Source organism: Bradyrhizobium sp. Y36 (assembly GCF_002531575.1).
GTDB lineage: Bacteria > Pseudomonadota > Alphaproteobacteria > Rhizobiales > Xanthobacteraceae > Bradyrhizobium.
Map to the genome: position 1 here is coordinate 25,819 of NZ_NWTI01000022.1, position 13,585 is coordinate 39,403.

Genomic DNA, 13,585 nt, shown 5'->3' on the forward strand with positions numbered 1-13,585 from the left:
TTTCATGATGAAGTCTTTTCCGCATGACACTGTCGTCGGCAAGCTCGCGCTCGTCGCCGGCCTTGTGCTGCTTGCAGCCGGTGTAGCGCGCGCACAGAGCTCGGCAAGCGTTCCCAACGCGATGCAGGGCTTCTCGCAGAACCGCGATCAGCCGATCCAGATCGAGGCCGCCGCGCTCGAGATGCACGACAAGAAGAAGGAGGCGACCTTCTCCGGCAATGTGAAGGTCATCCAGGGCGACACCACCATGACCTCGAAGACGCTGGTGGTGTTCTACGAATCGGGCGGCGGTGACAAGCCGGCCACCCAGCCTGCGGCCAAGGGGACAAAGGAGGCGACCAAGGGTGCGCCGATGCAGTCGGCGCAGCCGGGTCCCGGCGGCAGCTCCTCGATCAAGCGGCTGGAGGCGCACGGCAACGTCGTGGTCACCCAGAAGGACCAGGTGGTCACCGGCGAGACCGCCGTGTTCGACACCAAGACCAATCTCATCACCATGCTCGGCGGCTCGGGCCCGGTGGTCCTGACCCAGTGCAAGAACGTGATGCGGGGCGACCGGCTGAAGGTCGACATGACGACCGGTGTGTCGCGCGTGGAATCGGACAGCGGCCGGGTTCAGGTCCTGCTGCCGCAGGGGGCCGGCAATGATTGCGGTTCGGGCAAGCCTGGCGGCGCGGCGCCTCTGCAGCTGCCCGGCGCAAGTAAACCGAAGTAAAATCAAAAGCTTGGACAAAGAGCTCCCGAACCGAGGTTGAAGCTTGGCCGGCGAGACTGTATCTAGCGCGCAGGGCTTTCGAAGCGGGATCATCCGCTTTTCGGGCGTGTTTCACTGGGCATGAGACATTCCTTCACTCATGCTGCGTCGGCTCATCGAAAGGCCGGTGCGGCAGACCGCGCGAATTCGCGCGGAATCGTCGCGAAAGGCTAGAAGGCGGGGATGGTCGATCTCTTCAGCATGTTCCGTCGGCGCCCCGCCAAGCGCGGCCGGCCAGGATTTGCGCGCCAGGACATCACCGCGCTCGGTGACAGCGTCGGCGGGCTGGTGGCCAGCCCGATCAGGGACGCGGCGCCGATGGCGCGCGACCAGGCCATGCAGGCGCCCGGCCAGTTCCAGGGCGACTATCAAGGCGACTACGAGGCGGACTATCAAGCCGAGCCGCGTCCGCAGGCCGTTCACCCCTTGCGGAATGCCGCCAGGTCGAACGGCGACGGCGGGCCGCAGCTCCTGAAACGGCCGGGCTTCCTGGCTGTGCATAGCGTGGAAAAGGCCTACGGCAGCCGCCAGGTGGTGCGCGGTGTCAGCATCTATGTGCGCCGCGGCGAAGCCGTCGGCCTGCTCGGCCCGAACGGCGCCGGCAAGACCACCGTGTTCTACATGATCACCGGCCTGATCAAGGCCGATCGCGGCGCGATCGAGCTCGACGGCCACGACGTGACCAAGCTGCCGATGTACCAGCGCGCGCGGCTCGGGATCGGCTATCTGCCGCAGGAGGCTTCGATCTTCCGCGGCCTCACCGTCGAGCAGAACATCCGCGCCGTGCTCGAAGTCGTCGAGCCCTCGCGCAAGAAGCGGGAGGAGCAGCTCGATTCCCTGCTCGACGAGTTCAACATCACCCGCCTGCGCAAATCGCCGTCGATCGCGCTGTCCGGCGGCGAGCGCCGCCGCGTCGAGATCGCGCGCGCCCTGGCGACGCGTCCGAACTACATGCTGCTCGACGAGCCCTTCGCCGGCATCGACCCGATCGCGGTCGGCGACATCCAGGACCTCGTCCGCCACCTCACCAATCGCGGCATCGGCGTGCTCATCACCGACCACAATGTGCGCGAGACGCTCGGCCTCACCGACCGCGCCTATATCGTCTATGCCGGGGAGATCCTGACCGAGGGGAGTCCGGATGAGATCGTCGCCGACCCGGACGTGCGCCGCCTTTACCTTGGCGAGGAATTCCGCCTCTAGCCCGTTTTTGCGTTTCGTCAAGACGTGTACATCAGGCTTGGACTAGGATAAGCAAAAATCGGACCAATTTTTTGGGAACGGTTCTTGCTTCATGGCACTCACGCAGAGATTAGAGTTCCGGCAATCGCAGTCGCTGGTCATGACGCCGCAGCTGATGCAGGCGATCAAGCTGCTGCAATTGTCCAATCTCGATCTCACGACCTTCGTGGAGGAGGAGCTTGAGCGGAACCCGCTGCTGGAGCGGGCCAATGACGAGCCCCCCGCGGGCGAAGCCCCGGCCGAGGCTGGCCAGTACAGCGATAACGACGATTTCGGCGGCGGAAGCAGCGACGAGCCCGGCGGCGGTCCCGGCGAGGCGTTCGAGCCGGGCCAGGAAGAATGGATGAGCAAGGATCTCGGCACCCGCGCCGAGATCGAGCAGACCCTGGACACGGGCCTCGACAACGTCTTTTCCGAGGAACCGGCCGAGGCGGCGGCGCGCAACGCCCAGGACGCCGCACCGACCACCTATACCGAATGGGGCGGCGGCGCTTCCGGCGACGAGGACTACAATCTCGAAGCCTTCGTCGCGGCGGAGATGACGCTCGGCGACCATCTCGCCGAGCAGCTGTCGGTCGCGTTCACCGCGCCTGCGCAACGCATGATCGGCCAGTATTTGATCGATCTCGTCGACGAGGCCGGCTACCTGCCGCCCGATCTCGGCCAGGCCGCCGAGCGTCTTGGCGCCTCGCAAAAGGACGTCGAGGACGTCCTCACGGTGCTGCAAAAATTCGATCCGCCCGGGGTCTGCGCGCGCAATTTGAGCGAGTGCCTCGCGATCCAGCTCCGCGAGCTCGACCGTTACGATCCCGCGATGCAGGCCCTGGTCGAGCATCTCGATCTCCTCGCCAAGCGCGACATCGTTTCCTTGCGCAAGATCTGCGGCGTCGACGACGAGGACATCGCCGACATGATCGGCGAGATCCGCCGCCTCAATCCCAAGCCCGGCATGAAGTTCGGCTCGGCGCGTCTGCAGACCATGGTGCCGGACGTCTATGTCCGCCCGGGTCCCGACGGCGGCTGGCATGTCGAGCTCAACAGCGACACCTTGCCGCGCGTGCTGGTCAACCAGACCTATTATTCCCAGCTGTCGAAGAAGATCGGCAAGGACGGCGACAAGTCCTATTTCACCGACGCGCTGCAGAACGCGACCTGGCTGGTGCGCGCGCTCGACCAGCGCGCCCGCACCATCCTGAAGGTCGCGACCGAGATCGTGCGCCAGCAGGACGGCTTCTTCACCCATGGCGTGGCGCATCTGCGGCCGCTCAATCTGAAGGCCGTGGCCGACGCCATCCAGATGCACGAATCCACGGTGTCGCGCGTCACCGCCAACAAATACATGGCGACCAATCGCGGCACGTTCGAATTGAAATATTTCTTCACGGCCTCGATCGCCTCGGCCGATGGCGGCGAAGCGCATTCCGCCGAAGCCGTGCGCCACCACATCAAGCAGCTGATCGATTCGGAGGAGCCCGCGGCGATCCTGTCCGACGACACCATCGTGGAACGCTTGCGCGCCTCGGGCATTGATATTGCCCGCCGCACGGTCGCGAAGTACCGCGAAGCCATGCGCATTCCGTCCTCGGTGCAACGCCGCCGCGACAAGCAGAGCGCTCTTGGTAACGTCCTCTCCACCGCTTTGTCCGATCGTTCCCGCAACACCGAACCGGCCTGATTGCGCTGGCGCGAAATCGCGCTACTCTCCTCCATTCGCGACCGATCCAATCTTGGCAAGCAAACCAAGCGAGGCATCACATGACTCTTCGGATTTCGGGCAAGAGCGTCAGTGTCGGCGAGGCCCTGCGCGGCCGCGTGACCGACCGGACTGAAGAGGTCCTGCGCAAATATTTCGACGGCAATTATTCCGGCCACATCACGCTCAGCAAGGACGGCTTCGGCTTCCGCACCGACTGCGCGCTGCATCTGGATTCCGGCATCACGCTGGAAGCCGATTCGAATGCGCCGGACGCCTATGCCAGCGCCGACCAGGCTCTCGTGATGATCGAGAAGCGCCTCAAGCGCTACAAGAGCCGCCTCAAGGACCGGTCGGCCCGCAAGGCCCATGTCGCCTCCGCCGCGCTCGCCGCCCTCGACGCCACGGCTTACGTGCTGGAGGCGCCGGGCGAGGGGGAAGACGAGGAGGAGGTCACCGGCTATAGCCCGGTCATCATCGCCGAATCGACCACCTCGCTGAAGCCGCTGTCGGTCAGCGAGGCCGTCATGGAACTCGATCTCAGCGGAGCCCCCTGCCTGGTATTTCAGCATGGCTCGAGCGGCCGGGTGAACATCATTTACCGCCGGGCTGATGGCAATGTCGGCTGGATCGACCCGCCTGGTGCGAAACCGGACGGCAAGGCGGGCGGTTAGGCAAGAACCGGAGCCCCGTATGATCCCCAGGGCTTAACAATGACCCGGGCAAAGCCCCACGCGGCAGTTGGCACCGGGATTGCGTTGGAGTAGAAGCGCCCCACATCAGGATCGGGGCTAAGTCCCCCTCCTGCTTCACCTTCTCGCGCCGGCCCGGCGTGGTTTCTCTCCAAGCCGGCCATTTCGGAACCTGACGGTTTAATTCACCTCGGAAAGCTCCATGCCGATTACCGATCTGGTCGCACCCGAGGCGATTCTCCCGGCATTGAAGGTCAACAGCAAGAAGCAGGCTTTGCAGGAGCTCGCGGCCAAGGCTGCCGAGCTGACCGGGCAGAACGAGCGTTCCGTGTTCGAAGTGCTGCTGCAGCGTGAGAAGCTCGGCACCACCGCGGTCGGCTATGGCGTCGCCATTCCCCACGGCAAGCTGCCCAAGCTGGAAAAGATCTTCGGCCTGTTCGCACGGCTCGATCGCCCGATCGATTTCGAGGCCATGGACGGCCAGCCGGTCGATCTCGTCTTCCTGTTGCTCGCCCCCGAAGGCGCCGGCGCGGATCATCTCAAGGCGCTCGCCCGCATCGCCCGCCTGCTGCGCGACCAGGATATCGCCAAGAAGCTCCGCGCCTCGCGCGACGCCCAGGCGATCTATTCGGTGCTGGCCCTGCCGCCGGCGACCGCGGCGTAGACCTCACTCGTTCGAACCGAAGCCGCGCCGTCTGCGACTTATTTCGCAGCCGGCCGCTGTGATATTTCGTCACCATGTCCACCTGCGACCGGCACGACCTCCGCGCGGGAATTCCGAGACATGACTTACGGTTCGATCGGCTGGGTCTTCGGCCTGCTTTGCTCTGTGACCGTCGCCGCCACGGCCCATGCCGACGACGCATCCAACGATCGCGTCATCGCCGAAAAGACCGCGATCATCGCGGCCGACCCGACCAATGCCGTGGCTTACGAGCTGCGCGGCGAATCGTATTACATGAAGCGCGACAAGGATCGCGCCTTCGAGGACTGCAACGCCGCGATCCGGATCGATCCGAATTTCGGCCGCGCCTATAACTGCCGCGGCCGTGCCTATTCGGCCAAGGGCGATCGCGATCATGCCCTGGCCGATTACAACGAGGCCATTCGCCTCGATCCCGGTTATGGACCGTCCTACACCTCGCGGGCGCAGGAATATTTCAACAACGGCGACCTCGATCTCGCCATCGCCGGGTTCACCGAGGCGATCGAACGCAATCCCAAGCACATCTACTTTGCGACCGTCATGAGAGGGCAGGCGTATGCGGCGAAGGGCGACACCGATCGCGCGGTCGCCGATTACAACGAAGCGATGCGACTGAATCCGGCCGCCGCATCGCCCTACGAGCTGCGAAGCAATGTCCGTCTCAACAAGGGCGAATTCGATGCGGCTCTCGACGACTGCAACAATTCGGTTCGTCTGGAGCCACGAAGTGCCGGGGGCCACTTTTGCCGGGCCGTCGTTCTTCTAAAACGGGACGACGCCGATGGCGCCATACAGGAGTTTGACGAGGTCACAAGGCTCGATCCGACTTTTATGAGGGCCTATTCCGCTCGTGCGCTCGCCTGGCACAAGAAGGGCGACGATAAACGCGCCGTTGCTGATTTCGATGAAGCGATAAGACTGCAGCCGGGTAATGCGACGGGCTACAAAAATCGGGCCATGGCGTTGCGCGAATTGGGAGAGCACGCTCGCGCGCTCGCCGATTACAACGAGGCGCTTCGAATCGATCCCAAGAACCAGGATACCTTGGTCAACCGCGGCCTTCTCTACATGATGATGTCCGACCCCAAACATGCTCGCGCGGATTTCAACAGCGTGCTCGCGCTGCCGCCGAAGGACAAATGGGCCGTGGACACGGCACGCGAAGGGCTGGGGTTTGTGAAGTGATGGGCTTCCTGAAGTGATGGCTTCGAAGTGCTATCCCCGCTCTCGTGCCCCGGACGCAGCGCAGCGCTCCCCCGGCGATGCGAAGCATCGTCCGGTGCGGTGCGCTGCAGAGCCGGGGCCCGTGTCTCCATAGCGCGCGTGTTGCCTCCTGGGTCCCGGCTCCGCGCAGCAGCGTTGCACGCTGCAGCGCGTCCGGGACACGGGAGTTGCGTGTGCCGTAGCCTCCCGCTCCGTCATTGCGAGGAGCGCTTGCGACGAAGCAATCCAGAACCTTTCCACGGAGGGATTCTGGATTGATTCCGCCTTCGCCGCGGCTGCGGCGGACAAGTCGCTGCGGCCTTAATGACGATGCAGCAGCGTCATCGCCAAAAATAAAAACGGGCACGCCTTCGTTCGAAGGCATGCCCGTCAAAACTCTATTCGTGCGACGCGCGTGCTTTAGTGCACGCTGACGGCTTGCAGCTCGTTGCTCCAGGCGTTGGCGACCGCGGCTTCGCGGCTGTCGGTCAGCATGATCGGCGTGCCGTCGGCGGCGTGAAGCGCGAAGAGCTTGAGGCCCGGCGCGATTTTCGGCGCTTCGGGGAACAGGCCCGGCACATCCTCGGAGCGGATCTGCTTCACATAGGCAATATGGCCTTCGCCGAGGGTTGCCAGCGTCTCGGGCGAGACGGCCTTGGCTTCGTATTCGAACGCAACGTGACCTTCACTCATGGTCTCGACTCCTCTGGAACACTAAGCGGTCGAGTCCGCTACTCGTTCCATTATTCGTGCTCATTGATAGCGATTGTCTTAACGATCCTCTCCGGTTCAGGCCGGGCCAGGTCGATCGACAACAACCCGTTCTTCAGATCCGCACCCAGCACCAGCATCCCCTCCGCCAGCACGAAGGTGCGCTGGAAGTGACGCGCGGCGATGCCGCGATGGATGTATTGCCGGGTCTTGTCGTCCTGCTGACGCCCGCGGATCACGAGCTGGTTTTCCTCAATGGTTACATCGAGTTGGTCGCGGGTGAATCCGGCGACCGCCAGCGTGATGCGCAAGCGCTCGGGCTGGCCGTCCGATCGGTCGCACCTCTCGATATTGTAGGGAGGATAACCGTCGGCGCCTTTGACGACGCGGTCGAGCACGCGCTCGATCTCGTCGAAGCCCAGAAGGAACGGACTGGATAACGTGGGAACACGAGACATAGTTTACAAAGTCCTCGCAGAAGCGACTTTGGTGTGTCGGGGCCCGTAGAGGCGCCCCTTGATCCGCAATATGGGCATATCCCCTTGTGCATTCAAGGACGTAGCCGGGAGGCTGTGGATGGCTCCATGTCGGGCGCGTCCGTCCATTTGCCATCGCGAATGTGTCAGCGATGTCTCCGAACGCTTCGTCAGGAATGAGAGCGTTTTCGAGCGAAGTGGATGCCGGTTCGCGTCAAGAAAACGCGTCAAAACAACAGTCTAGAGCCCCGTTCCGATTCCATCGGAACGGAAAAGGCTCTCGCGCCGGCGCGACGATTTTCGAGACGAATTTTCCCAACGAAAACAGAGCCCCTTCTACTGTGCATGGGGTTGTTTTCGCACTTTTTGCTTGGGGCCTCTGAACCCTCAGGCCTCTAACCGCGTCCGGCCGTCGGCGCTGAACAGATGCAGCTTCGCCCGGACGGCCGCGACGCGGATTTTCGCGCCGATGGCGGGGGCTTCGGTTCCGGGGATGCGGACGATGATCTCGCCGGGCGGCAGCTCGCCGGGGGTGGCAGCGACGTGCTGCTCTTCCTGCTCGCGCGAGCCGTAGACGAAGGTTTCGGCGCCGACGCGCTCGATCGCCTCCACGGTGAGCGGCAAGGCGACGCCGCCGGCCGGGGTCTGGTCGGTGATGACGAAATCCTCGGGGCGGATGCCGAGGATGCCGGCGTCGGCGGCGTTGCTGCCGGCGAGCTGCGACCTGATCTCCTCGGGGCGCGTCGCCATCAAATTCATCGGCGGGGCGCCGATGAAGGAGGCGACGAAAGTGGTCGCCGGCTTCTCGTAGATCGCCAGCGGATTGCCGACCTGCTCGACCTGGCCGCCGTTCATCACCACGAGGATGTCGGCAAGCGTCATGGCTTCGAGCTGGTCGTGGGTCACGTAGATCGAGGTCGTGTTGAGCCGGCGCTGCAATTTGCGGATCTCGACCCGCATCGCGATGCGCAGCTTGGCGTCCAGATTGGAGAGCGGCTCGTCGAACAAAAACACCTTCGGCTGGCGCACGATGGCGCGGCCCATGGCGACGCGCTGGCGCTGGCCGCCGGAGAGCTGGCGCGGCTTGCGCTCCAGCATCGAGGTGAGCTCGAGCACGCGCGCGGCTTCCTCGACGCGGGTCTTGATCTCGGCCTCCGCCATGCCGCGGTTGCGCAGGCCGTAGGCCATGTTGTTGTAGACGCTCATATGCGGATAGAGCGCGTAGTTCTGGAACACCATCGCGATGTCGCGATCGGCGGGCTCGATCTGGTTGACGATGCGGCCGCCGATGTCGATCTCGCCACCGGTGACGGTCTCGAGGCCGGCGACCATGCGCAGCAGGGTGGACTTGCCGCAGCCGGAGGGGCCGACCAGCACGCAGAACTGTCCGTCGCCGACATCGACATTGACGCCCTTGATGGCCTCGAAGCCGCCGGGATAGGTCTTGCGGACGTTGCGCAGGGTGACGTTGGCCATAACTCTCTACTTCTCCGTCTCGACCAGACCGCGCACGAACAATTTCTGCATCACGACGACAACGAACACCGGCGGCAGCATCGCAAGCACGGCGGTCGCCATCACGATCGGCCATTCGGTCAGCGCGTCGGTAGTGGTGATCATCTTGCGGATGCCGACCTGGATGGTCTGCATGTCGTCGCGGGTGGTGATGAGCAGCGGCCAGAGATATTGATTCCAGCCGAGGATGAACAGGATCACGAACAGCGCCGCCATGTTGGTGCGCGACAGCGGGAGCAGCGTATCCCAGAAGAAGCGCAGGGGACCTGCGCCGTCGATGCGCGAGGCCTCCAGCAGCTCGTCCGGCACGGTCATGAAGAACTGGCGGAACAAGAGCGTCGCCGTGGCCGAGGCGATCAGCGGCAGCGCCAGGCCCGCATAGCTGTCGAGCATGTGCAGGTCGGCGACGATCTTGTAGGTCGGATAGATGCGGACCTCGACCGGCAGCATCAGGGTGATGAAGATGATCCAGAAGATCGGCATCCGCAGCGGAAAGCGGAAATACACGATCGCATAGGCCGAGATGATCGAGATCGCGATCTTGCCGACCGCGATCAAGAGCGCCATCACCAGCGAGTTCAGCATCATGTTGCCGACCGGCTCGCGGGTCGAGCCGCTCGTGCCGACGAAGATGGTCTGGTAGTAGGTCTCGAAGAAATGGCCGCCCGGGAGCAGGGACATCTGCCCGTTCGCGATCAGCGCGTTGTCCTGCGTCGAGGCAATGATCGCGATGTAGACCGGGAACGCGACGATCGCGATTCCGATCCAGAGGATGATGTGGGCGACGTAGCGCCGGAAGCCCTCTTCCTCGACCATCAGTACGTCACCTTGCGTTCGACGAAGCGGAACTGGATCCCCGTGAGCACGATCACCATGATCATCAGGATCACCGACTGCGCCGCCGAAGAGCCGAGATTGCCGCCGAGCAGGCCGTCGGAATAGACCTTGTAGACCAGCGTTTCCGTCGACTTGCCGGGACCGCCGCGGGTCATGGTGTCGATGATGCCGAACGTGTCGAAGAAGGCGTAGACGATGTTGACGACCAGCAGGAAGAAGATGGTCGGCGACAGCAGCGGGAAGGTCACGGTCCAGAACCGGCGCATCGGGCGCGCGCCGTCGATCGCGGCGGCTTCGAGCACGCTCTTCGGGATGGCTTGCAGGCCCGCGAGGAAGAACAGGAAGTTGTAGGAGATCTGCTTCCAGGCTGCGGCGAGGATGATCAGGGCTGCCGCCTGGTCGCCGTCGAGCAGCGGATTCCAGTCGATCCCGGCGGCGCGCAGATAGCGCGAGATCACGCCGAGCGAGGGATGCAGCATGAAGATCCAGAGCACGCCGACCACGGGCGGCGCCACCGCGTAAGGCCAGATCAGCAGCGTACGGTAGAGCGTCGAGCCGCGCAGCGGCTTGTCCGCCATCACCGCGAGCAGCAGTGCAAAGGACAGCGACGAGACCGCGATGGCGAACGAGAAGAAGAAGGTGCGGAGGATCGATTCGAAATAGGCGGGGTCCCTGAACAGCTCGACGTAATTGTCGAACCAGACGAAGGTGGTCGACAGACCGAAGGCGTCCTGCAGCAGGAAGGACTGGATCACGGCCTGCAGGGCCGGCCAATAGAAGAAAATCAGGACGATCGCGAGCTGCGGCGCAACCAGCGCGTAAGGCAATAGCTTCGATTGGAAAATGGCTTGCTTTTGCATGATGCCCGCGGGAGCGGCAGGCCGGCTTGGCCGGCCTGCCGTCCGTCGCCTTATTTCACGGCGGTCTTTTCGAACTGGCGCAGCATGGTGTTGCCGCGCTCGACGGCGGCGTCCAGCGCCTGCTTGGCGGTCTTCTTGCCGGCCAGCGCCTGCTCGATCTCTTCCGCCCAGACGTCACGCAGCTGAACCATGTTGCCGAGGCGCAGACCGCGCGAGTTCTCGGTCGGCTCCTTGTTGGTCAGCTCGAGCAGCGGGGTCTCGAGATAGGGCTGGTCCTTGTAGAAGCCCTCTTCCTTCGCCTTGGCGTAGGCGGCCTTCGTGATCGGCAGATAGCCCGAGGCCTTGTGGATGTAGACCTGACGATCGGTGTCCGAGAGGAAGGTCAGGAATTTCGCGACGCCCTTGTAATCGCCGGCCGGCTTGCCGCCCATCACCCAGAGCGAGGCGCCACCGATGATCGAGTTCTGCGGCGCGCCCTTGACGTCGGGATAGTAGGGCATCGGCACCGCGGTGAAGTTGAACTTGGCCTGCGCCTTGACGTTGCCGAAGAACGCCGAGGAGGTCAGATAGAGCGGGCATTCGCCCGAGGTGAAGCGGCCTTCGCCGGTGTTGGTGCGGCCGGCATAGTCGTACACCTTGGTCTTCTGAAGCTCGACCAGGGTTTCGAGATGCTTGACCTGAAGCGGTCCGTTGAACTCGAGCACGGTGTCGAAGCCGTCGAGGCCGTTGGCCTTGCTCGACAGCGGCACGTTGTGCCAGGCGGAGAGCTGCTCGAGATTGACCCAGGTGATCCAGGAGCCCGAGAAGCCGCAGGTGTCGTGACCCGCCGCCTTCAGCTTCTTGGCGGCCTCGAACGTCTCCGGCCAGGTCTTGGGAATCTCGACATTGGCCTTCTTCAGCTCGTCGAGATTGACCCACATGACGGTCGACGACGAGTTGAAGGGGAACGACAGCATCTCGCCCTTCGAGGTCGAGTAGTAGCCGGTGATCGCGGGCAGATAGATCTTGGGATCGAACTTCTCGCCGGCCTCGGCCATCAGCTTGTAGACGGGCTTCACGGCGCCGGTCGCGGCCATCATGGTCGCGGTGCCGACCTCGAACACCTGCATGATGTGCGGGGCGTTGCCGGCGCGGAACGCGGCGATGCCTGCGTTCATCGTATCGGGGTAGTTGCCCTTGTAGGTCGGGATCACCTTGTAGTCGGTCTGCGACGCGTTGAAGTCGTTGGCGAGCTTGACGATGACGTCGTTGTTCGCGCCGGTCATCGCGTGCCACCACTGGATTTCCGTCACGGCCAGGGCCGGCGAAGCACCGAGACCAACCGCGAGTGCAACAGCAGCAGCCGTGCCAAAATGTCGAAGAGCCATCAAGAAAACCTCCCTTGCCCGTCACTAAAGAAGCGCTTGCGCTAGCAGCGCCATATGACGTTCACATGACTGTGTAAGCGGGAGAAACGAAAGCAGCAAGCGCTGCTAAATGGGAAGTCGTCAAATAGGCGAAGACGAAGCGGGCAGCCTCCTCCGTTCGCGGTGCACTATCGTGCCCGCGCCGCAGTGCGGCATCATTCGTTGGACGGAGGCGGTGGCCGCTAGCGCTTGCGCTCGGGGCCGCAGACCGTGCCCTTTTCGACCATCGCGTCGATCTCGGCCTTGGAGTAGCCGAACTCGCCCAGCACTTCCGCCGAGTGCTGGCTGAATTTCGGCGGCAGCCGGCGCAGGCTCGGCTTGCTGCGGTCGAGCCGGATCGGTGACGCCACGCCCTTGTACCAGTCCTTCTCGATGATATCGCCGCGCGCGATCGTGTGCGGGTTCTGCAGGGCCTGGTCGATCTTCTGCACGGGCCCGGCGGGCAGGCCTGCGGCCAGCAGGCGATTGCACAGCGGCTCGGCCTCGTGCTGGCTGAACACCGCGGCGAGCTCGGCGCGCAGCGCCTCGCGGTTGGCGATGCGGTCCTTGTTGCGGGCAAAGCGCGGGTCGGTGCCGAGCTCGGGCTTGCCGATCTCCTTGGCGAGCTTGCGGAAGGTGCCGTCATTGCCGACGCCGATGAAGATGTTGTCGGTCTTGGTCGGGAAGATCGCGTAAGGCACGAGGTTGGGGTGCTCGTTGCCGGTGAGCGAGGGCGGCTTGCCATGCATGAAGTAGTTCGCGGTGTGCGGATGCATGATGGCAAGGCCGGTTTCGTACAGCGTCGTCTCCAGGAACTGGCCCTTGCCCGAGCGCTGCCGCTCCGACAGCGCCATCAGGATGCCGATCGCCGCGTAAAGTCCGGTGGTGATGTCGACCAAGGGGACGCCGATCCGCATCGGCCCGCTCTCGGGCGAGCCGGTCGCGGCGATCATGCCGGTCATGGCCTGGATGATGGCGTCATAGCCGGGATTGCCGCCGCGCGGGCCGTCGGCGCCGAAGCCGCAGATCCGGCAATGCACGAGGCGCGGGAATTTCCGGCTGAGCACATCATTGCCGATGCCCCATTTCTCCAGCGTGCCCGGCTTGAAATTCTCGATCAGGACGTCGGCGGTTTCCAGCATCTTCAGCAGCACGACGCGGCCGCCCTCGGAGGCGAGGTCGAGGCCGATCGAGCGCTTGTTGCGGTTGATGCCGATGAAATAGGCCGCGTCTTCCTCGTGGAAGGGAGGGCCCCATTCGCGCACCTCGTCGCCGGCAGGCGGCTCGACCTTGATCACGTCGGCGCCGTGGTCGGCGAGGATCTGGGTGCAGTAGGGACCGCCGAGCACGCGCGTGAGATCGATGACGCGCAGCCCGCTCATTGCGCCCAGTGCAGCTTCAGAACTCATGCCTTCGCTTCCCCTGTGTCGACGTTTGGTCACAGGCCTAGCGAGGTTTTTTTGCGCCAGCAATGGCTTGCTGCGTAGGGCCGCATGCGCTGCCGCACGGCTATC

General features: G+C 63.9%; 13 protein-coding genes. 6 read left to right on the forward strand and 7 right to left on the reverse strand.

Translation table 11 applies throughout. From position 1 onward, the window contains the following. Positions 1–4: 4 nt before the first annotated feature. From CO669_RS28810 to CO669_RS28835, 6 genes are all read left to right on the forward strand, one after another. Complete coding sequence (locus CO669_RS28810; RefSeq protein WP_198964314.1) at positions 5–712, forward strand: LptA/OstA family protein; 708 nt, start codon at positions 5–7, stop codon at positions 710–712. 222 nt (positions 713–934) lie between these two features. Next, positions 935–1,954 carry an LPS export ABC transporter ATP-binding protein gene (lptB, locus tag CO669_RS28815; RefSeq protein WP_097663316.1) on the forward strand — a complete coding sequence of 340 codons (1,020 nt, stop codon included), beginning with the start codon at positions 935–937 and terminating at the stop codon, positions 1,952–1,954. Positions 1,955–2,045: 91 nt separating this feature from the next. Beyond that, positions 2,046–3,668 (forward strand): RNA polymerase factor sigma-54, encoded by a 1,623-nt coding sequence (rpoN, locus tag CO669_RS28820; RefSeq protein ID WP_097663317.1) that lies wholly within the window; start codon positions 2,046–2,048, stop codon positions 3,666–3,668. Between the two features lie 80 nt (positions 3,669–3,748). After that, a complete protein-coding gene (gene hpf, locus CO669_RS28825; protein ID WP_097663318.1) occupies positions 3,749–4,360 on the forward strand; it encodes a ribosome hibernation-promoting factor, HPF/YfiA family in 612 nt (203 codons plus the stop codon). Positions 4,361–4,580: 220 nt separating this feature from the next. Beyond that, complete coding sequence (gene ptsN, locus CO669_RS28830) at positions 4,581–5,042, forward strand: PTS IIA-like nitrogen regulatory protein PtsN (protein WP_008141251.1); 462 nt, start codon at positions 4,581–4,583, stop codon at positions 5,040–5,042. Between the two features lie 120 nt (positions 5,043–5,162). Then, a complete protein-coding gene (locus CO669_RS28835; protein ID WP_097663319.1) occupies positions 5,163–6,269 on the forward strand; it encodes a tetratricopeptide repeat protein in 1,107 nt (368 codons plus the stop codon). A 438-nt stretch (positions 6,270–6,707) separates the two neighbouring features. Here the strand turns inward: CO669_RS28835 and CO669_RS28840 are convergent, their stop codons facing one another. The 7 genes from CO669_RS28840 to CO669_RS28875 all read right to left on the reverse strand — a co-directional run bounded on the left by CO669_RS28840 (position 6,708) and on the right by CO669_RS28875 (position 13,480). Beyond that, positions 6,708–6,980, reverse strand: coding sequence for a BQ00720 family protein (locus tag CO669_RS28840; RefSeq protein WP_097663320.1), 273 nt, complete (start codon positions 6,978–6,980; stop codon positions 6,708–6,710). A 50-nt stretch (positions 6,981–7,030) separates the two neighbouring features. Then, positions 7,031–7,456, reverse strand: coding sequence for an Hsp20 family protein (locus tag CO669_RS28845; RefSeq protein WP_011083554.1), 426 nt, complete (start codon positions 7,454–7,456; stop codon positions 7,031–7,033). Positions 7,457–7,861: 405 nt separating this feature from the next. After that, on the reverse strand, positions 7,862–8,950 hold the full coding sequence (locus tag CO669_RS28855) for a sn-glycerol-3-phosphate import ATP-binding protein UgpC (RefSeq protein ID WP_097663322.1): 1,089 nt from the start codon (positions 8,948–8,950) through the stop codon (positions 7,862–7,864). 6 nt (positions 8,951–8,956) lie between these two features. After that, positions 8,957–9,805: a sn-glycerol-3-phosphate ABC transporter permease UgpE gene (gene ugpE, locus CO669_RS28860; RefSeq protein ID WP_097663323.1), complete on the reverse strand. Its 849-nt coding sequence runs from the start codon at positions 9,803–9,805 to the stop codon at positions 8,957–8,959. Further along, positions 9,805–10,686: a sn-glycerol-3-phosphate ABC transporter permease UgpA gene (gene ugpA / locus CO669_RS28865; RefSeq protein ID WP_097663324.1), complete on the reverse strand. Its 882-nt coding sequence runs from the start codon at positions 10,684–10,686 to the stop codon at positions 9,805–9,807. The genes ugpE and ugpA overlap by 1 nt, the downstream gene beginning before the upstream one ends. 50 nt (positions 10,687–10,736) lie before the next feature. Then, complete coding sequence (ugpB, locus tag CO669_RS28870; protein WP_097663325.1) at positions 10,737–12,053, reverse strand: sn-glycerol-3-phosphate ABC transporter substrate-binding protein UgpB; 1,317 nt, start codon at positions 12,051–12,053, stop codon at positions 10,737–10,739. Between the two features lie 221 nt (positions 12,054–12,274). Beyond that, complete coding sequence (locus tag CO669_RS28875; protein WP_097663326.1) at positions 12,275–13,480, reverse strand: CaiB/BaiF CoA transferase family protein; 1,206 nt, start codon at positions 13,478–13,480, stop codon at positions 12,275–12,277. Positions 13,481–13,585 lie beyond the last annotated feature (105 nt).